Below are 15,514 nucleotides of genomic sequence, written 5' to 3'. Positions count from 1 at the left end.
GACCTTATCCTTCTCAGTGAAACCTTAACCTGTGATCCGGTTACTCATCTGCAATGCTTGCAGGTGGCCAGTTTTCTAGGCGCATGCCCAGAGAAAGTCCACGTGAAGCCAGCACGTCTTTAATCTCAGTAAGAGATTTTTTACCAAGGTTAGGCGTCTTAAGAAGCTCAACCTCAGTACGTTGTACCAGATCACCGATGTAGTGGATAGCTTCTGCTTTCAAGCAGTTAGCAGAGCGGACAGTCAATTCCAGATCGTCAACAGGGCGCAGCAAGATCGGATCGAATTCTGGTTTCTCTTCTTTAACTTCTGGTTGACGTACATCACGTAAATCAACAAAAGCATCAAGTTGTTCAGCCAGAATGGTCGCTGCACGACGAATCGCCTCTTCAGGATCGATTGTGCCGTTAGTTTCCATTTCGATGACTAGCTTGTCCAAATCTGTACGTTGCTCAACGCGAGCTGCTTCAACATTGTAGGCAATACGGTCTACAGGGCTGTAGCAAGCATCTACTAACAAACGTCCAATTGGGCGCTCATCTTCTTCCGAATGAATTCGGGCAGAAGCCGGCACGTAACCACGACCACGCTGAACTTTGATACGCATATTTACAGATGCGCTCTCGTCAGTAAGGTGGCAAATCACATGCTGTGGCTTGACGATTTCGACATCACCATCATGGGTAATGTCGGCTGCAGTCACAGGGCCAATGCCAGATTTATTCAAAGTTAGAATAACTTCATCTTTACCTTGAACTCTTACCGCAAGCCCTTTCAGGTTGAGCAGGATTTCGAGAATATCTTCTTGGATCCCTTCTTTGGTGCTGTACTCATGAAGTACACCATCAATTTCAACCTCGGTCACCGCGCAACCCGGCATGGATGAAAGCAGAATACGGCGCAGTGCGTTACCTAAAGTATGGCCAAAGCCACGCTCTAATGGTTCAAGGGTCACCTTGGCGTGCGTCGAACTTACTTGCTCGATATCTACCAGGCGCGGTTTTAGAAACTCTGTCACAGAACCCTGCATTGTGTCCTCTCTTTGGTACTCAAGCTTTACTTGGAGTAAAGCTCGACGATCAGGTGCTCGTTAATGTCCGCAGACAGATCAGTACGCTCAGGCTTGCGCTTGAACACACCTTCCATCTTAGCTGCATCAACTTCTAGCCAGGTTGGCTTTTCACGTTGTTCTGACAGCTCAAGAGCCGCCTTAACGCGAGCTTGCTTTTTGGCTTTCTCACGGATGCTTACAACATCATTCGGAGATACCTGATAAGAAGCGATGTTAACAACGTGACCATTTACCAGGATTGACTTGTGGCTAACTAACTGGCGCGATTCAGCGCGAGTAGCTCCAAAGCCCATACGATAAACGACGTTATCCAGACGGCCTTCAAGCAACGCTAACAGGTTTTCACCGGTGTTGCCTTTCAGACGAGCTGCTTCTTGATAATAGTTACGGAATTGACGCTCAAGAACACCGTACATACGACGAACTTTTTGTTTTTCACGTAACTGACCGCCGTAGTCAGACAGACGCGGTTTACGCGCACCGTGTTGACCAGGGGCTTGTTCAATCTTACACTTGGAATCAATCGCGCGAACGCCAGACTTAAGGAATAAGTCGGTGCCCTCACGACGGCTCAGCTTGAGCTTAGGACCCAAATATCTTGCCATTTTCTTTCTCCAACTAACCTAGAAACAGGCGCGTTATACGCGACGTTTCTTCGGCGGACGACAACCGTTGTGAGGGATCGGAGTCACATCAGTAATATTAGTGATGCGGAAACCTGCGGCGTTCAGTGCACGAATCGTTGATTCGCGTCCTGGACCCGGACCCTTTACCATAACTTCCAGGTTTTTAATACCGTAATCTTTTACAGCTTCTGCACAGCGCTCTGCAGCGACCTGAGCAGCGAACGGCGTAGATTTACGTGAACCACGGAAACCGGAACCACCGGCTGTTGCCCAACCCAGTGCGTTACCCTGACGATCAGTAATAGTAACGATGGTGTTGTTAAAAGACGCATGGACATGAGCCACGCCGTCTGAGACTTGTTTTCTTACACGCTTACGTGCACGAACTGGTGCCTTTGCCATTATTTACTCACCCCGATTATTTCTTGATCGGTTTGCGCGGACCCTTACGGGTACGTGCATTGGTCTTGGTGCGCTGACCGCGAACCGGAAGACCACGACGATGACGCAAACCACGGTAGCAACCAAGGTCCATAAGACGCTTGATGCTCAGGGTAACTTCACGACGCAGATCACCTTCAACAACGAATTTGCCAACTGCTTCACGCAGTTGCTCAATCTGTTCTTCAGACAGCTCACTGATCTTAACATCTTCAGCAATACCCGTTGAAGCACAAATGGCTTTTGAACGAGTTTTACCGATACCGAAGATTGCAGTTAAAGCAATAACGGTGTGTTTATGATCAGGAATGTTAATGCCTGCTATACGGGCCACTATGCACTCCTATTACTAATTAACTGTATTCTCATGCTGAAAAGCCCGTTTTCAGGATACTCAAATGAAGAATACACTTACATAAAAAAGATTGGCTGGCTAATCTAGCCAGCTCAACCCGACTTTGCAAGAAAAATCTGCAATAAATCAGCCTTGACGCTGTTTATGCTTTGGTTCTACGCTGCAAATCACACGTACGACACCGTCGCGACGAACGATTTTACAGTTACGACACATTTTCTTGACGGAAGCACGAACTTTCATTTTTACTCTCCGTAACTTCTCAAGCACCTAAATTAACGGCCTTGGCCTTTTAGGTTTGCTTTTTTCAATGCAGACTCGTATTGACTAGACATCATCAGAGTTTGCACTTGAGCCATAAAGTCCATGATAACAACGACGACAATTAGCAGTGATGTACCACCAAAGCTAAATGGAACATTCATCGCATCACGCATGAACTCCGGGATCAGGCAGATAAAGGTAATATACAGGGCGCCAATAAGAGTAAGGCGTGTCATCACTTTATCGATGTACCTCGCCGTTTGCTCTCCCGGACGAATACCCGGTACAAATGCGCCGGACTTCTTCAAATTATCTGCAGTTTCGCGAGGGTTAAACACCAACGCCGTGTAGAAAAAGCAGAAGAAGATGATAGCAGTTGCGTATAGTAACACATAAAGTGGCTGACCTGGTGCTAAATTATCCGAAATAGCACTTAACCATGACCACCCAGTACTTCCGCCGAACCAGGAGGTTAAAGTCGCTGGAAACAGAATGATACTTGAAGCAAAAATAGCTGGAATAACACCTGCCATGTTCACTTTTAAAGGTAAATGTGTACTTTGCGCAGCATAGACACGACGACCTTGTTGACGTTTCGCGTAGTTAACAACGATACGACGTTGTCCACGTTCAACGAAAATAACAAAGTAAGTCACTGCAAATACTAAAACTGCAACCAACAATAATAAGAGGAAGTGTAGGCCGCCTTGCCGTGCTTGCTCGATGGTATGGCCAACGGCCTGCGGGAGACCTGCAACAATACCAGCAAAGATAATGATCGAGATACCGTTTCCGATACCCCGCTCAGTAATCTGTTCACCTAGCCACATCAGGAACATTGTTCCTGTGACAAGGCTTACAACAGCGGTGACGTAGAAGGCAATACCAGGATTGATGACCAACCCTTGCATACCTGGCATGTTAGGCAATCCGGTAGCAATACCGATTGCTTGGAACACTGCCAAAACGAGAGTACCGTAACGGGTGTACTGGCTAATCTTACGACGACCAGACTCCCCTTCTTTCTTAATCTCTGCTAATGCGGGGTGAACCACAGTTAACAGCTGGATGATAATGGACGCAGAAATATACGGCATTATACCCAGAGCGAAGATAGAAGCACGACTCAGAGCACCACCAGAGAACATGTTAAACATATCAATGATGGTGCCACGCTGTTGCTCGAGCAATTTAGCAAGAACTGTGGCATCAATACCAGGAATTGGAATGAAAGAACCAATTCGGAAGACAATTAGGGCACCAATTACAAACATTAGTCTGCGCTTGAGTTCACCTAGCCCGCCCTTGGCACTTTGAAAATCTAATCCCGGTTGTTTAGCCATCAGTTCAATTATTCCTCGATTTTACCGCCAGCAGCTTCGATAGCAGCACGAGCACCTTTGGTGACGCGCAGACCACGAATAGTTACTGGTGCGGTAACTTCACCAGAAAGAATTACTTTCGCAAATTCAATCTGTACACCAATAATGTTAGCTGCTTTCAGAGTGTTCAGGTCAACAATACCGCCTTCAACTTTCGCGAGGTCAGACAGACGGATCTCTGTAGTAACCATAGATTTGCGAGAGGTGAAACCAAATTTTGGTAGACGACGGTATAAAGGCATCTGACCACCTTCGAAACCGCGACGTACGCCACCGCCAGAACGAGACTTCTGACCTTTGTGACCACGGCCACCGGTTTTACCGACGCCAGAACCAATACCACGACCTAAACGCTTAGCGGCGTGCTTAGACCCTTCGGCCGGAGACAGAGTATTTAAACGCATCTGTTACTCCTCCACTTTAACCATGTAGGAAACCGCGTTAACCATACCGCGAACTGCAGGAGTATCCTCACGTTCAACAGTATGACCAATACGACGTAACCCTAAGCCCAGAAGTGTTGCCTTGTGTTTTGGCAGACGACCGATTGCACTGCGGGTTTGAGTAATTTTAATAGTCTTAGCCATGATAATTACCCCAGAATTTCTTCGACGGATTTACCACGCTTGGCAGCGACCATATCTGGAGATTTCATATTGCTCAGACCATCAATAGTTGCACGAACCACGTTAATTGGGTTAGTAGAACCATATGCTTTGGAAAGAACGTTATGAACTCCAGCAACTTCTAATACTGCACGCATTGCACCACCGGCAATGATACCTGTACCTTCAGAAGCCGGTTGCATGAATACACGGGAACCAGTGTGAACACCTTTAACAGGGTGTTGCAGGGTACCGTTAGTCAGCGCGACATTAACCATGTTGCGACGGGCTTTTTCCATCGCTTTCTGGATTGCTGCTGGAACTTCACGCGCTTTACCGTAACCAAAACCTACGCGACCATTACCATCACCTACCACAGTCAGTGCTGTGAAGGAGAAAATACGACCACCTTTAACAGTTTTAGAAACACGGTTTACCGCGATCAGTTTTTCCTGCAGTTCGCCAGCTTGTTTCTCGATGTGTGACATCTTAGACCTCTACCTTAGAACTGAAGGCCAGCTTCACGGGCAGCATCTGCCAGTGCCTGGACACGACCATGATATTGGAAACCAGAACGATCGAAAGAAACACCTGTGATGCCTTTTTCAATTGCGCGCTCTGCAATAGCTTTACCTACTGCGATTGCTGCGTCTTTGTTACCAGTGTACTTCAGTTGTTCAGTGATAGCTTTTTCTGTAGTAGAAGCAGCAACCAGAACTTCGGAACCGTTCGGAGCGATTACCTGTGCGTAAATATGACGCGGGGTACGATGTACCACCAGGCGTGTAGCACCCAGCTCTTTGAGCTTGCGACGCGCACGGGTCGCACGACGGATACGAGCAGATTTCTTATCCATAGTGTTACCTTACTTCTTCTTAGCCTCTTTGATACGCACGACTTCGTCGGCGTAACGGACACCCTTGCCTTTGTAAGGCTCAGGACGACGGTAGGCGCGCAAGTCCGCTGCAACCTGTCCAATTACCTGCTTATCAGCACCTTTCAGTACGATTTCAGTTTGAGTTGGACATTCGGCAGTGATTCCCGCAGGCAATTTATGCTCAACCGGGTGAGAAAAACCCAGTGAGAGGTTCACTGAAGAACCTTTAATAGCCGCACGATAACCAACACCGACTAACTGCAGCTTCTTGGTGAAGCCTTCGGTAACACCGATAACCATTGAGTTTAACAGAGCGCGTGCAGTACCTGCTTGCGCCCATGCATCAGCGAAACCTTCGCGAGGTGCGAAAGTTAATGCGTTATCTGCATGTTTAACTTCAACAGCTTTGTTGATAGTACGAGACAGCTCGCCGTTTTTACCTTTAATCGATACTTCCTGACCGTTGATTTTTACGTCGACGCCGGCAGGAACAACGACAGGTGCTTTAGCAACACGAGACATTTTACCCTCCGATTACGCTACGTAGCAGATAATTTCGCCACCAAGACCAGCTTGGCGCGCTGCACGATCAGTCATAACACCTTTAGATGTAGAAACAACTGCGATACCTAAACCAGCCATAACTTTTGGCAGCTCATCTTTTCTTTTATAGATGCGCAGGCCTGGACGGCTTACTCGCTGAATGCTTTCTACAACAGCCTTTCCTTCGAAGTACTTTAAAGTCACTTCAAGTTCTGGCTTGATGTCGCCTTCAATTTTAAAATCTTCAATATAACCTTCTTCCTTCAGCACGTTGGCGATTGCCAATTTCAGCTTGGAGGAAGGCATGGTGACCGCAACTTTGTTCGCGGACTGACCGTTACGGATACGGGTCAGCATATCCGCGATCGGATCTTGCATGCTCATCAGTGTCTACTCCCGTGATTCAATTGGTGACAATTACCAGCTAGCCTTTTTCAAGCCAGGTACTTCACCGCGCATAGCGGCTTCACGTAACTTGATACGGCTCAGCCCGAACTTACCTACATAACCGTGTGGACGGCCTGTTTGGCGGCAACGATTACGCTGACGGGACGGGCTGGAATCACGCGGCAGTGACTGAAGCTTGAGAACAGCATTCCAACGATCTTCGTCAGAAGCGTTCACATCAGAGATGATCGCTTTCAGTTCAGCGCGTTTCGCGAAGAATTTGTCTGCTAATTTTACACGCTTAACTTCGCGTGCTTTCATTGATTGCTTAGCCATTAGTAACCCTACCTTACTTACGGAACGGGAAGTTAAAGGCTGCCAGCAGAGCACGGCCTTCATCATCAGATTTCGCAGTAGTGGTAATGGTAATATCCAAACCACGGACGCGATCGACTTTATCGTAGTCGATTTCTGGGAAGATGATCTGCTCACGGACACCCATGCTGTAGTTACCACGTCCATCGAAAGACTTCGCAGATAAACCACGGAAGTCACGAATACGAGGTACAGCAATAGTGATCAGGCGGTCAAAGAATTCCCACATACGTTCGCCACGCAGGGTTACTTTACAGCCGATCGGATAGCCCTGACGGATTTTGAAGCCTGCAACAGATTTGCGTGCTTTGGTGACTAACGGCTTTTGACCGGAGATTGATGCTAAATCAGCTGCTGCGTTATCCAGCAGTTTCTTATCAGCAATCGCTTCACCAACACCCATGTTCAGGGTAATCTTCTCGACCCGAGGGACTTGCATGACTGAATTGTAGTTAAACTCAGTCATGAGCTTCTTAACTACTTCGTCTTTGTAGTAATCATGCAGTTTCGCCATCGTACTACTCCAAATTACTTGATAGTTTCGCTATTAGACTTGAAGAAACGGACTTTTTTACCGTCTTCGAATCTAAAGCCTACACGGTCTGCCTTACCAGTTGCCGCATTGAAGATTGCAAGGTTGGAAAGCTCAATTGCTGCTTCTTTCTCAACGATGCCACCTGGTTGATTCATAGCCGGTACAGGCTTCTGATGTTTCTTAACCAGGTTGATACCTTCAACAATAACTTTGCTGGAAGACAATACATTTTTTACTTTACCGCGTTTACCTTTATCTTTACCGGTCAACACGATAACTTCGTCGTTACAACGGATTTTAGCTGCCATGGCTCGCTCCTTAGAGTACTTCTGGTGCCAGAGAGATAATTTTCATGAACTTTTCAGTACGAAGTTCACGAGTTACCGGCCCAAAAATACGCGTTCCGATAGGTTGCTCGCTGTTATTGTTTAAAATAACGCATGCATTACCATCGAAGCGAATGACAGAACCGTCGGGGCGACGAACACCCTTCTTGGTGCGCACCACTACCGCCTTCAGGACATCACCCTTTTTAACTTTACCACGAGGAATTGCTTCCTTGATGGTAACTTTGATGATATCACCGACGCCTGCGTAGCGACGGTGCGAGCCACCCAGAACCTTGATACACATTACGCTACGTGCACCGGAGTTGTCGGCGACGTTTAGCATAGTCTGTTCTTGGATCATTTTAGTGCTCCGCTAATGTCAACTACTACTTCGGGACCTACAATTACTAGGTCGTTTAAAAGCCCCATTACCGAGGGCGCGGCATTATAACACCGCTTCTCGCAGATGGGTAGAAAAAATAAACGGCTCTTGCGAGCCGTCTATCTGTTTTCACAGAAAAGTGATTCTATTACAGAACCGCTTTTTCCACAACACGAACAAGTGTCCAAGACTTAGTCTTAGATAGTGGACGGCATTCGCGGATTTCTACCACGTCACCAATTCCACATTCATTGTTCTCATCATGGATGTGAAGCTTAGTCGTACGCTTAATGAATTTACCGTAGATCGGGTGCTTCACGAAACGTTCGATAGCGACAACTGCAGATTTTTGCATTTTGTCACTAACTACACGACCTTGCAAAGTACGAATTTTATCGGTCATTACGCACCCGCCTTTTGAGTCAGTAAAGTCTTAACACGTGCAACATCACGACGAGCTTGTTTCAGCAGATGTGTCTGCTGAAGCTGGCCAGATGCTGCCTGCATGCGCAGGTTAAACTGTTCACGCAGGAGGTTAAGCAGCTCAGTGTTTAGTTCTTCAACACTTTTTTCACGCAGCTCAGTTGCTTTCATTACATCACCGTCTTAGTTACAAAGGTGGTTTTGATAGGCAGTTTTGCTGCTGCCAGCTTAAATGCCTCACGGGCCAGCTCTTCTGATACGCCGTCCATTTCATAAAGGACTTTGCCAGGCTGGATTAGGGCAACCCAATACTCTACGTTACCCTTACCTTTACCCATACGCACTTCAAGCGGCTTTTCAGTAATTGGTTTGTCCGGGAATACACGGATCCAAATTTTACCTTGACGCTTAACTGCACGGGTCATAGCACGACGTGCTGCTTCGATCTGACGAGCAGTCAGACGACCACGGCCAACAGCTTTCAGACCGAAAGTACCGAAGCTGATATCCGTGCCCTGCGCTAGACCGCGGTTACGGCCTTTGTGCACTTTACGGAATTTCGTACGCTTTGGTTGTAACATAGCGACTCTCCTTACTTACGGCCTTTACGCTGCTGCTTTTTAGGTTGAGCAGCCGGTTTTTCCGATTGTTCAACAGCAGCCATACCACCCAGGATCTCACCTTTGAAGATCCATACCTTAACGCCGATTACACCATAAGTGGTGTGCGCTTCAGAAGTGTTGTAGTCAATGTCTGCACGCAGAGTGTGCAATGGAACACGACCTTCACGGTACCACTCGGTACGTGCGATCTCAGCTCCGCCTAAACGGCCACTAACTTCAACCTTAATTCCTTTAGCGCCAAGACGCATTGCGTTCTGTACAGCACGCTTCATTGCACGACGGAACATAACGCGACGTTCCAGCTGTGAAGTAATGCTATCAGCAACCAATTTAGCGTCCAGTTCCGGTTTACGGACTTCGGCGATATTGATCTGAGCAGGAACGCCAGCGATTTTCGCGACGACCGTACGCAGTTTTTCTACGTCTTCACCTTTCTTACCGATAACGATACCAGGGCGAGCAGTGTGAATAGTTACACGAATGCTTTTAGCTGGACGCTCGATAACGATACGAGATACAGACGCTTTAGCCAGTTCTTTAGTCAGGAACTGACGTACTTTAAAATCGCTGTCTAGGTTGTCAGCGAATTCTTTGGTATTGGCGAACCAAGTAGAGTTCCAGGGTTTAACAATACCCAGGCGAATACCATTAGGATGTACTTTCTGACCCATTGCTAGTCTCCAGAGTCTCAGCGATCGGACACAACCACAGTAATGTGGCTGGTGCGCTTCAGGATACGATCTGCACGACCTTTTGCACGCGGCATAATACGCTTCATGCTTGGGCCTTCATCTACGAAAATTTTCGTAACTTTCAGATCATCAATGTCAGCGCCATCGTTGTGTTCAGCGTTAGCAATGGCAGATTCTAAGACTTTCTTAACCAATACAGCCGCTTTCTTATTGGTGTAGGTTAGAATGTCCAGAGCCTGCGACACTTTCTTACCGCGTACTAGATCCGCTACCAGACGAACCTTCTGCGCAGAAGAACGAGCGTGGCGATGTTTAGCGATAGTTTCCATCTCTTCCTCCTGCCTTAGCGTTTCTTAGCTTTCTTATCAGCCGCGTGGCCGCGATAAGTACGAGTCGGCGCAAATTCACCTAACTTGTGACCGACCATTTCGTCGGAAACAAATACAGGTACGTGCTGACGACCATTATGGACAGCGATGGTCAAACCGATCATGTTAGGAAAGATCGTTGAACGACGGGACCAAGTGCGCAAAGGCTTCTTGTCTCCGCTTTCCACCGCTTTCTCTACCTTCTTCAGCAAGTGCAGGTCAATAAAAGGACCTTTCTTGAGAGAACGTGGCATGGCTTATCCTCTAATATTATTTTTTGCTACGGCGACGTACGATAAACTTATCAGTACGCTTGTTGCTACGGGTCTTCTTACCTTTGGTTTGAACGCCCCACGGAGTTACCGGGTGCTTACCAAAGTTACGACCTTCACCACCACCGTGCGGGTGATCGACTGGGTTCATTGCAGTACCGCGAACGGTAGGACGAACACCACGCCAGCGAGTTGCACCTGCTTTACCAAGTACGCGAAGCATATGCTCAGCGTTACCAACTTCACCTAATGTCGCGCGGCAGTCAGCTTCAACTTTACGCATTTCACCAGAACGAAGACGCAGGGTAACGTAAGAACCGTCACGCGCAATGATTTGCACGTAAGCACCAGCTGAACGAGCCATTTGGCCGCCCTTACCTGGTTTCATTTCTACGTTATGAACAGTAGAACCTACTGGGATGTTACGCATAGGCAGGGTGTTACCTGCTTTAATAGCTGCATCAACACCAGATTGGATCTGATCACCAGCTTTCAGGCCTTTAGGGGCCAGGATGTAACGACGCTCACCGTCTTTGTACAGAACCAGTGCAATGTTTGCAGAACGGTTCGGATCATACTCAAGACGTTCAACAACTGCTGGGATACCATCTTTGTTGCGTTTGAAGTCAACAATACGGTATGCACGCTTGTGACCACCACCGATATGACGGGTAGTGATACGTCCGTTGTTGTTACGACCACCAGACTTGCTGTTTTTCTCCAGCAACGGGGCGTATGGCTTGCCTTTGTGCAGCTCTGGGTTCACCACTTTAACTACGTGGCGACGACCCGGAGATGTCGGTTTACATTTAACAATTGCCATTGTTTCTCTCCTCCGACTTACTCTGCGCCGCCGACGAAGTCCAGATTCTGGCCTTCTTTCAGGGTCACGTAAGCTTTTTTCCAGTCGCTACGACGACCAACACGCTGTCCGTGACGCTTAACTTTACCTTTAACCAGTAAAGTGTTCACATCTTTAACTTCAACTTCGAACAGCTTTTCTACGGCAGCTACGATTTCTGCTTTGGTCGCGTCTTTTGCAACTTTGAGTACGATGGTGTTTGATTTTTCCATCGCGGCAGACGCTTTTTCAGAAACGTGCGGCGCGCGCACTACTTTCAGCAGACGTTCTTCACGAATCATGCCAGCATCTCCTCAACTTGCTTAACTGCGTCAGCAGTCATTACGACTTTGTCGAAGGCAATCAAGCTAACTGGATCGATTCCTGCTGCATCACGCACATCAACCTTGTACAGGTTACGTGCTGCTAGGAACAGATTCTCATCCAGTTCACCAGTGATGATCAGTACATCTTCCAATGCCATATCTTTCAGTTTCTGTGCCAGCAGCTTAGTTTTAGGCGCTTCTACAGAGAACTTTTCGACAACGATCAGACGTTCTTGACGTACCAGCTCAGACAGAATGCTTTTCAGCGCTCCACGGTACATCTTTTTATTAACTTTCTGACTGTGGTCCTGCGGACGTGCAGCGAAGGTTACTCCACCAGAACGCCAGATTGGGCTCTTAGCAGAACCAGCACGTGCACGGCCAGTACCTTTTTGACGCCATGGTTTCTTTCCAGAACCAGTGACTTCGGCACGAGTTTTTTGCGCACGGGTACCTTGACGGGCACCTGCTGCGTAAGCAACAACAACCTGGTGAACCAGCGCTTCGTTAAAATCACGACCGAAGGTAGTTTCGGAAACAGTCAGCGCGCTCTGCGCGTCTTTCAATACTAATTCCATTGCTATCCCCTTACGCCTTCACAGCTGGTTTAACAATCAGGTCGCTACCGGTAGCTCCCGGGACAGCACCTTTGACCAGCAGCAGGTTGCGTTCTGCGTCTACGCGAACGACTTCTAAGCTCTGAACGGTTACACGCTCATTACCTAATTGACCTGCCATTTTCTTGCCTTTAAACACTTTGCCCGGAGTCTGGTTCTGACCGATAGAACCCGGAACGCGGTGAGACAAGGAGTTACCGTGTGTTGCGTCTTGGGTACGGAAGTTCCAGCGCTTAACGGTACCTGCGAAACCTTTACCTTTAGAGGTGCCAGTTACATCTACTTTTTTAACGTCAGCGAAAATTTCAACACTGATGCTTTGACCAACAGTATATTCTGCGCTTTCAGCACGGAATTCCCATAAGCCACGGCCAGCTTCAACGCCAGCTTTAGCAAAATGACCTGCTTCTGGTTTAACTACACGGTTTGCTTTTTTAGCACCAGTAGTGACCTGAATAGCTTGGTAACCGTCATTCTCCAGGCTCTTAACCTGAGTAACGCGGTTTGCTTCAACTTCGATTACGGTTACTGGGATAGAAACGCCTTCTTCAGTGAAGATACGCGTCATGCCCACTTTCTTACCGACTAAACCAATCATTGTATCAACCTCTCAATCGCTCGATGTCCTGATTAACCCAGGCTGATCTGCACGTCAACACCTGCAGCCAGGTCTAGACGCATCAGAGCATCAACGGTTTTTTCAGTTGGCTCAACGATGTCTACCAGACGTTTGTGAGTGCGAATTTCGTACTGATCACGCGCATCTTTGTTAACGTGCGGAGAAATCAGAACGGTAAAGCGCTCTTTACGAGTCGGCAGCGGGATCGGACCACGTACTTGCGCACCAGTGCGCTTTGCAGTTTCGACGATTTCCGCGGTTGATTGATCGATCAGACGATGATCAAACGCTTTAAGACGAATACGGATTCTTTGGTTCTGCATGAGACCAGAGCTCCAAACATTTTATAAACGAAAATGATTACTCCTCGTACCCATTACGATTGATGGGAGAGTGTAATCGTTCAGCATATAACTCCCCAATCGGGAGTATTATTAGAGGTAGCAAATCGCTACTCTGCGATTCTGCTCGAATCGCGCTCCTATTACGAGCAAGCCAGCGCATTATACTGATAAATTACCCCAATGCAAGCCTTGACTGCTTTTTGTACATTATAAATTAACGTATCTTGTAGAGTATATCTTTCATCGGTTTGAACACTTTGTTGTTAGCTAACTCTCAATAATGGATTATGGTAGTGTTAAGGTTTTCTTGGACGTTTCAATATGAAAGCCCCTGAGCCATTCATTTGAGATAGTGTTTGAATCCATGATTAGCCAATTTGTATTGACGTTTTTCCTGCTCAATTTGATAAGACGTGCCCTACTGGCCTTTCATCCTTCACTGAGCACAATCGATTGGTGTATTTCAGCATTACACTCAACTCACGTCAGAAAATGCTCATGTTCAATAAAACACCTCGTTGAACATAAATGGATAGCTCCTTGGCTGATGTTGTTAAGTCTCTCCTACATTGTCAATCAAACACTTCAAGGATTATTGCCCCTTTCGCTTATTGTGGTGGCCACTTTTATCGCAGTGTTGTTATTGCACGCATGCATAGATTGGTTTTATTTCCTTCTGCCTAACATTCTCACTCTTATACTCATGGTGGTTGGATTTTACGCGTCAACTTACTTATTTCATGCTGATCTCACCAACGTATTGCTGAGGTGTGGACTCAGTTACTCAGTTTTGTGGGCTCTCCAAAGCCTGTACCATTTACTTAGACATAAAGTCGGCCTTGGTTCAGGGGATGTAAAATTAATTACGGCGTTAGCGTGCTGGTTCGATATTCAACAACTCTCTTTGATTGTTCTTTTAGCTTCAATCACTACACTCCCCTTTTGTCTAGTTCGCTGTCGAAACATAAATTCGCTAGACGCTATTATCGTCCCCTTTGGTGCTTTTCTATCTTTATCTGCTATCTTCTGCGCCTATTTTTTCTACAACGAATTTTTGACTACTATGTACTTTCAGTCCAACGGACTTTAACCAGAATATAGCCGACAATACCGATGGTAAGAAATACTGATGCCAGATGGAGTAAGTCGGTGCTCATAATAGTCACGCTATTTCCTTTAATCATTATCCCCCGAATTACACGCATAAAATGAGTGAGAGGGATCAAATTGCCTAACCATTGAGACCACTGAGGCATCGCTTCGAATGGAGAGAGGAATCCAGATAACATATTCGAGAATAGAAAATAAAATGAGAGCAATTGCATTGCCTGAAGCTGATTGGTAATCACAGTTGTTAGGCTGACTCCTATGATAACACTCAATATGATAAAAAAGGCTGAAACTGATAAGAGTTCGATATAAGAACCTTTCATCGGAATATCTAATATCACAATACTCATTCCAAGCATAAGAATGAGTTGCAGTAACCCAATACTCACGTAAGGAATAGACTTGCCGGTCAAATAGATAAAGGGATTTATCCCAGAGCTCTTAATGTGCTGTAATGTACCCCGTTCTCTTTCTTTGACAATTGATAATGAGACCATAAGCATAGGCATTATGGATAAGATCATACCTATCAATCCAGGTACAATATTGATCTGAGAATTCCCCCTTGGATTAAACCATTTTCTGAAAACTAACTTTGCATTACCTACTGGGCTCGCCGATAAGGATGAATAGTTATATAGCTCTCTGTATTGAGCATTTTCGATAAGATGCTGTAGAGTTTGCAAGGCATTAGCTGTACTACTAGGGTCGGTCGCGTCGGTTTCCACAAGTAGGTCAGTATTATAATTTTTTAAAATGCTTTTAGAAAAATCGTGAGGAATATGCACAATTATTTTTACTGTACCTGAAGCGAATTTTTTTCTAGCTAATGTTTCATCATGCATTACTTCAATATCAAAGTATTCACTATTTTTCATTGCATAAAGTAGGCTACGAGAAAAAGGTGAATTATCGTGATCTATCACGCTCGTGGGGACGTTCCGTGCATCCAAATTGATCGAGTACCCCATAATAATCAGATTTAAGAGTGGCATAACTAAAATCATGACAATAATTACTCTGTCTCTGACAATCTCTTTTATTTCTTTATTGATTAGTGCGCATATTATCATTACTTTGATCATGGATATCGTATACCTAAGCTA

At 46.3% G+C, this 15,514-nt stretch carries 29 protein-coding genes; 1 reads left to right on the top strand and 28 read right to left on the bottom strand.

What is annotated here, in order from left to right; translation table 11 throughout:
• Positions 1 to 40 precede the first annotated feature (40 nt).
• The 27 genes from QJR74_RS00625 to rpsJ form a co-directional block, all read right to left on the bottom strand.
• Complete coding sequence (locus QJR74_RS00625; RefSeq protein ID WP_048912841.1) at positions 41 to 1,030, bottom strand: DNA-directed RNA polymerase subunit alpha; 990 nt, start codon at positions 1,028 to 1,030, stop codon at positions 41 to 43.
• Between the two features lie 26 nt (positions 1,031 to 1,056).
• The gene (gene rpsD, locus QJR74_RS00620; RefSeq protein ID WP_048912842.1) at positions 1,057 to 1,677 is read right to left on the bottom strand and encodes a 30S ribosomal protein S4; all 621 of its coding nucleotides are present in this window, start codon (positions 1,675 to 1,677) and stop codon (positions 1,057 to 1,059) included.
• A 33-nt stretch (positions 1,678 to 1,710) separates the two neighbouring features.
• Positions 1,711 to 2,100, bottom strand: a complete 390-nt coding sequence (gene rpsK / locus QJR74_RS00615) for a 30S ribosomal protein S11 (RefSeq protein ID WP_004160563.1) — start codon at positions 2,098 to 2,100, stop codon at positions 1,711 to 1,713.
• Positions 2,101 to 2,116: 16 nt separating this feature from the next.
• The gene (gene rpsM, locus QJR74_RS00610; RefSeq protein WP_038016625.1) at positions 2,117 to 2,473 is read right to left on the bottom strand and encodes a 30S ribosomal protein S13; all 357 of its coding nucleotides are present in this window, start codon (positions 2,471 to 2,473) and stop codon (positions 2,117 to 2,119) included.
• Between the two features lie 147 nt (positions 2,474 to 2,620).
• Positions 2,621 to 2,737: a 50S ribosomal protein L36 gene (gene rpmJ / locus QJR74_RS00605; RefSeq protein WP_071433402.1), complete on the bottom strand. Its 117-nt coding sequence runs from the start codon at positions 2,735 to 2,737 to the stop codon at positions 2,621 to 2,623.
• Positions 2,738 to 2,769: 32 nt separating this feature from the next.
• Positions 2,770 to 4,101, bottom strand: a complete 1,332-nt coding sequence (gene secY / locus QJR74_RS00600) for a preprotein translocase subunit SecY (protein ID WP_048912844.1) — start codon at positions 4,099 to 4,101, stop codon at positions 2,770 to 2,772.
• 8 nt (positions 4,102 to 4,109) lie between these two features.
• Positions 4,110 to 4,544, bottom strand: coding sequence for a 50S ribosomal protein L15 (rplO, locus tag QJR74_RS00595; RefSeq protein ID WP_048912845.1), 435 nt, complete (start codon positions 4,542 to 4,544; stop codon positions 4,110 to 4,112).
• Between the two features lie 3 nt (positions 4,545 to 4,547).
• A complete protein-coding gene (gene rpmD / locus QJR74_RS00590) occupies positions 4,548 to 4,727 on the bottom strand; it encodes a 50S ribosomal protein L30 (RefSeq protein WP_004846568.1) in 180 nt (59 codons plus the stop codon).
• A gap of 5 nt (positions 4,728 to 4,732) precedes the next feature.
• On the bottom strand, positions 4,733 to 5,233 hold the full coding sequence (rpsE, locus tag QJR74_RS00585) for a 30S ribosomal protein S5 (RefSeq protein WP_048912846.1): 501 nt from the start codon (positions 5,231 to 5,233) through the stop codon (positions 4,733 to 4,735).
• Positions 5,234 to 5,247: 14 nt separating this feature from the next.
• Entirely contained in the window at positions 5,248 to 5,601 is a 354-nt protein-coding gene (gene rplR, locus QJR74_RS00580; protein WP_304372717.1) for a 50S ribosomal protein L18, read from the bottom strand.
• A gap of 9 nt (positions 5,602 to 5,610) precedes the next feature.
• On the bottom strand, positions 5,611 to 6,144 hold the full coding sequence (gene rplF / locus QJR74_RS00575) for a 50S ribosomal protein L6 (RefSeq protein WP_048912848.1): 534 nt from the start codon (positions 6,142 to 6,144) through the stop codon (positions 5,611 to 5,613).
• Between the two features lie 12 nt (positions 6,145 to 6,156).
• Complete coding sequence (gene rpsH, locus QJR74_RS00570) at positions 6,157 to 6,549, bottom strand: 30S ribosomal protein S8 (protein ID WP_048912849.1); 393 nt, start codon at positions 6,547 to 6,549, stop codon at positions 6,157 to 6,159.
• A gap of 33 nt (positions 6,550 to 6,582) precedes the next feature.
• Positions 6,583 to 6,888 carry a 30S ribosomal protein S14 gene (rpsN, locus tag QJR74_RS00565; RefSeq protein ID WP_048912850.1) on the bottom strand — a complete coding sequence of 102 codons (306 nt, stop codon included), beginning with the start codon at positions 6,886 to 6,888 and terminating at the stop codon, positions 6,583 to 6,585.
• 13 nt (positions 6,889 to 6,901) lie between these two features.
• Positions 6,902 to 7,441, bottom strand: coding sequence for a 50S ribosomal protein L5 (gene rplE, locus QJR74_RS00560; RefSeq protein WP_048912851.1), 540 nt, complete (start codon positions 7,439 to 7,441; stop codon positions 6,902 to 6,904).
• A gap of 14 nt (positions 7,442 to 7,455) precedes the next feature.
• Positions 7,456 to 7,770 (bottom strand): 50S ribosomal protein L24, encoded by a 315-nt coding sequence (gene rplX, locus QJR74_RS00555; RefSeq protein WP_048912852.1) that lies wholly within the window; start codon positions 7,768 to 7,770, stop codon positions 7,456 to 7,458.
• Positions 7,771 to 7,780: 10 nt separating this feature from the next.
• Positions 7,781 to 8,152 carry a 50S ribosomal protein L14 gene (rplN, locus tag QJR74_RS00550; protein WP_048912853.1) on the bottom strand — a complete coding sequence of 124 codons (372 nt, stop codon included), beginning with the start codon at positions 8,150 to 8,152 and terminating at the stop codon, positions 7,781 to 7,783.
• 169 nt (positions 8,153 to 8,321) lie between these two features.
• On the bottom strand, positions 8,322 to 8,576 hold the full coding sequence (rpsQ, locus tag QJR74_RS00545) for a 30S ribosomal protein S17 (protein WP_013510766.1): 255 nt from the start codon (positions 8,574 to 8,576) through the stop codon (positions 8,322 to 8,324).
• Positions 8,576 to 8,767, bottom strand: coding sequence for a 50S ribosomal protein L29 (gene rpmC, locus QJR74_RS00540; protein WP_048912854.1), 192 nt, complete (start codon positions 8,765 to 8,767; stop codon positions 8,576 to 8,578). Before rpmC ends, rpsQ begins: the two co-directional genes overlap by 1 nt.
• Positions 8,767 to 9,177, bottom strand: a complete 411-nt coding sequence (rplP, locus tag QJR74_RS00535) for a 50S ribosomal protein L16 (RefSeq protein ID WP_099825221.1) — start codon at positions 9,175 to 9,177, stop codon at positions 8,767 to 8,769. The genes rpmC and rplP overlap by 1 nt, the downstream gene beginning before the upstream one ends.
• Positions 9,178 to 9,188: 11 nt before the next feature.
• Positions 9,189 to 9,890: a 30S ribosomal protein S3 gene (rpsC, locus tag QJR74_RS00530; RefSeq protein WP_048912855.1), complete on the bottom strand. Its 702-nt coding sequence runs from the start codon at positions 9,888 to 9,890 to the stop codon at positions 9,189 to 9,191.
• Positions 9,891 to 9,907: 17 nt separating this feature from the next.
• Positions 9,908 to 10,240: a 50S ribosomal protein L22 gene (gene rplV / locus QJR74_RS00525; protein WP_000447532.1), complete on the bottom strand. Its 333-nt coding sequence runs from the start codon at positions 10,238 to 10,240 to the stop codon at positions 9,908 to 9,910.
• A gap of 14 nt (positions 10,241 to 10,254) precedes the next feature.
• A complete protein-coding gene (rpsS, locus tag QJR74_RS00520; RefSeq protein WP_004929772.1) occupies positions 10,255 to 10,533 on the bottom strand; it encodes a 30S ribosomal protein S19 in 279 nt (92 codons plus the stop codon).
• 16 nt (positions 10,534 to 10,549) lie between these two features.
• Positions 10,550 to 11,374, bottom strand: a complete 825-nt coding sequence (rplB, locus tag QJR74_RS00515) for a 50S ribosomal protein L2 (protein ID WP_304372716.1) — start codon at positions 11,372 to 11,374, stop codon at positions 10,550 to 10,552.
• A gap of 17 nt (positions 11,375 to 11,391) precedes the next feature.
• Complete coding sequence (gene rplW / locus QJR74_RS00510) at positions 11,392 to 11,694, bottom strand: 50S ribosomal protein L23 (RefSeq protein ID WP_048912857.1); 303 nt, start codon at positions 11,692 to 11,694, stop codon at positions 11,392 to 11,394.
• Positions 11,691 to 12,296, bottom strand: a complete 606-nt coding sequence (gene rplD, locus QJR74_RS00505) for a 50S ribosomal protein L4 (protein ID WP_048912858.1) — start codon at positions 12,294 to 12,296, stop codon at positions 11,691 to 11,693. Before rplD ends, rplW begins: the two co-directional genes overlap by 4 nt.
• A gap of 10 nt (positions 12,297 to 12,306) precedes the next feature.
• Positions 12,307 to 12,933: a 50S ribosomal protein L3 gene (gene rplC / locus QJR74_RS00500; protein WP_048912859.1), complete on the bottom strand. Its 627-nt coding sequence runs from the start codon at positions 12,931 to 12,933 to the stop codon at positions 12,307 to 12,309.
• Positions 12,934 to 12,965: 32 nt separating this feature from the next.
• A complete protein-coding gene (gene rpsJ, locus QJR74_RS00495; RefSeq protein ID WP_001181005.1) occupies positions 12,966 to 13,277 on the bottom strand; it encodes a 30S ribosomal protein S10 in 312 nt (103 codons plus the stop codon).
• Between the two features lie 385 nt (positions 13,278 to 13,662).
• Between rpsJ and QJR74_RS15200 the strand changes: the two genes are divergently transcribed.
• Positions 13,663 to 14,388 (top strand): prepilin peptidase, encoded by a 726-nt coding sequence (locus QJR74_RS15200; protein WP_369685581.1) that lies wholly within the window; start codon positions 13,663 to 13,665, stop codon positions 14,386 to 14,388.
• Here the strand turns inward: QJR74_RS15200 and QJR74_RS00490 are convergent.
• Positions 14,360 to 15,493: an ABC transporter permease gene (locus QJR74_RS00490; RefSeq protein WP_304372715.1), complete on the bottom strand. Its 1,134-nt coding sequence runs from the start codon at positions 15,491 to 15,493 to the stop codon at positions 14,360 to 14,362. The genes QJR74_RS15200 and QJR74_RS00490 overlap by 29 nt on opposite strands.
• Positions 15,494 to 15,514 lie beyond the last annotated feature (21 nt).

Origin of the sequence: Tatumella ptyseos, from assembly GCF_030552895.1 — a bacterium.
Lineage (GTDB): Bacteria > Pseudomonadota > Gammaproteobacteria > Enterobacterales > Enterobacteriaceae > Rosenbergiella > Rosenbergiella ptyseos_A.
This window is presented reverse-complemented; position numbering and strand designations above follow the sequence as displayed.

What these genes read in the sequence shown, in the direction of transcription:
- QJR74_RS00625 (WP_048912841.1), bottom strand. Translation starts at nt 1,030, where the DNA reads ATGCAGGGTTCTGTGACAGAGTTTCTAAAACCGCGCCTGGTAGATATC.
- rpsD (WP_048912842.1), bottom strand. Translation starts at nt 1,677, where the DNA reads ATGGCAAGATATTTGGGTCCTAAGCTCAAGCTGAGCCGTCGTGAGGGC.
- rpsK (WP_004160563.1), bottom strand. Translation starts at nt 2,100, where the DNA reads ATGGCAAAGGCACCAGTTCGTGCACGTAAGCGTGTAAGAAAACAAGTC.
- rpmJ (WP_071433402.1), bottom strand. Translation starts at nt 2,737, where the DNA reads ATGAAAGTTCGTGCTTCCGTCAAGAAAATGTGTCGTAACTGTAAAATC.
- secY (WP_048912844.1), bottom strand. Translation starts at nt 4,101, where the DNA reads ATGGCTAAACAACCGGGATTAGATTTTCAAAGTGCCAAGGGCGGGCTA.
- rplO (WP_048912845.1), bottom strand. Translation starts at nt 4,544, where the DNA reads ATGCGTTTAAATACTCTGTCTCCGGCCGAAGGGTCTAAGCACGCCGCT.
- rpmD (WP_004846568.1), bottom strand. Translation starts at nt 4,727, where the DNA reads ATGGCTAAGACTATTAAAATTACTCAAACCCGCAGTGCAATCGGTCGT.
- rpsE (WP_048912846.1), bottom strand. Translation starts at nt 5,233, where the DNA reads ATGTCACACATCGAGAAACAAGCTGGCGAACTGCAGGAAAAACTGATC.
- rplR (WP_304372717.1), bottom strand. Translation starts at nt 5,601, where the DNA reads ATGGATAAGAAATCTGCTCGTATCCGTCGTGCGACCCGTGCGCGTCGC.
- rplF (WP_048912848.1), bottom strand. Translation starts at nt 6,144, where the DNA reads ATGTCTCGTGTTGCTAAAGCACCTGTCGTTGTTCCTGCCGGCGTCGAC.
- rpsH (WP_048912849.1), bottom strand. Translation starts at nt 6,549, where the DNA reads ATGAGCATGCAAGATCCGATCGCGGATATGCTGACCCGTATCCGTAAC.
- rpsN (WP_048912850.1), bottom strand. Translation starts at nt 6,888, where the DNA reads ATGGCTAAGCAATCAATGAAAGCACGCGAAGTTAAGCGTGTAAAATTA.
- rplE (WP_048912851.1), bottom strand. Translation starts at nt 7,441, where the DNA reads ATGGCGAAACTGCATGATTACTACAAAGACGAAGTAGTTAAGAAGCTC.
- rplX (WP_048912852.1), bottom strand. Translation starts at nt 7,770, where the DNA reads ATGGCAGCTAAAATCCGTTGTAACGACGAAGTTATCGTGTTGACCGGT.
- rplN (WP_048912853.1), bottom strand. Translation starts at nt 8,152, where the DNA reads ATGATCCAAGAACAGACTATGCTAAACGTCGCCGACAACTCCGGTGCA.
- rpsQ (WP_013510766.1), bottom strand. Translation starts at nt 8,576, where the DNA reads ATGACCGATAAAATTCGTACTTTGCAAGGTCGTGTAGTTAGTGACAAA.
- rpmC (WP_048912854.1), bottom strand. Translation starts at nt 8,767, where the DNA reads ATGAAAGCAACTGAGCTGCGTGAAAAAAGTGTTGAAGAACTAAACACT.
- rplP (WP_099825221.1), bottom strand. Translation starts at nt 9,177, where the DNA reads ATGTTACAACCAAAGCGTACGAAATTCCGTAAAGTGCACAAAGGCCGT.
- rpsC (WP_048912855.1), bottom strand. Translation starts at nt 9,890, where the DNA reads ATGGGTCAGAAAGTACATCCTAATGGTATTCGCCTGGGTATTGTTAAA.
- rplV (WP_000447532.1), bottom strand. Translation starts at nt 10,240, where the DNA reads ATGGAAACTATCGCTAAACATCGCCACGCTCGTTCTTCTGCGCAGAAG.
- rpsS (WP_004929772.1), bottom strand. Translation starts at nt 10,533, where the DNA reads ATGCCACGTTCTCTCAAGAAAGGTCCTTTTATTGACCTGCACTTGCTG.
- rplB (WP_304372716.1), bottom strand. Translation starts at nt 11,374, where the DNA reads ATGGCAATTGTTAAATGTAAACCGACATCTCCGGGTCGTCGCCACGTA.
- rplW (WP_048912857.1), bottom strand. Translation starts at nt 11,694, where the DNA reads ATGATTCGTGAAGAACGTCTGCTGAAAGTAGTGCGCGCGCCGCACGTT.
- rplD (WP_048912858.1), bottom strand. Translation starts at nt 12,296, where the DNA reads ATGGAATTAGTATTGAAAGACGCGCAGAGCGCGCTGACTGTTTCCGAA.
- rplC (WP_048912859.1), bottom strand. Translation starts at nt 12,933, where the DNA reads ATGATTGGTTTAGTCGGTAAGAAAGTGGGCATGACGCGTATCTTCACT.
- rpsJ (WP_001181005.1), bottom strand. Translation starts at nt 13,277, where the DNA reads ATGCAGAACCAAAGAATCCGTATTCGTCTTAAAGCGTTTGATCATCGT.
- QJR74_RS15200 (WP_369685581.1), top strand. Translation starts at nt 13,663, where the DNA reads ATGATTAGCCAATTTGTATTGACGTTTTTCCTGCTCAATTTGATAAGA.
- QJR74_RS00490 (WP_304372715.1), bottom strand. Translation starts at nt 15,493, where the DNA reads ATGATCAAAGTAATGATAATATGCGCACTAATCAATAAAGAAATAAAA.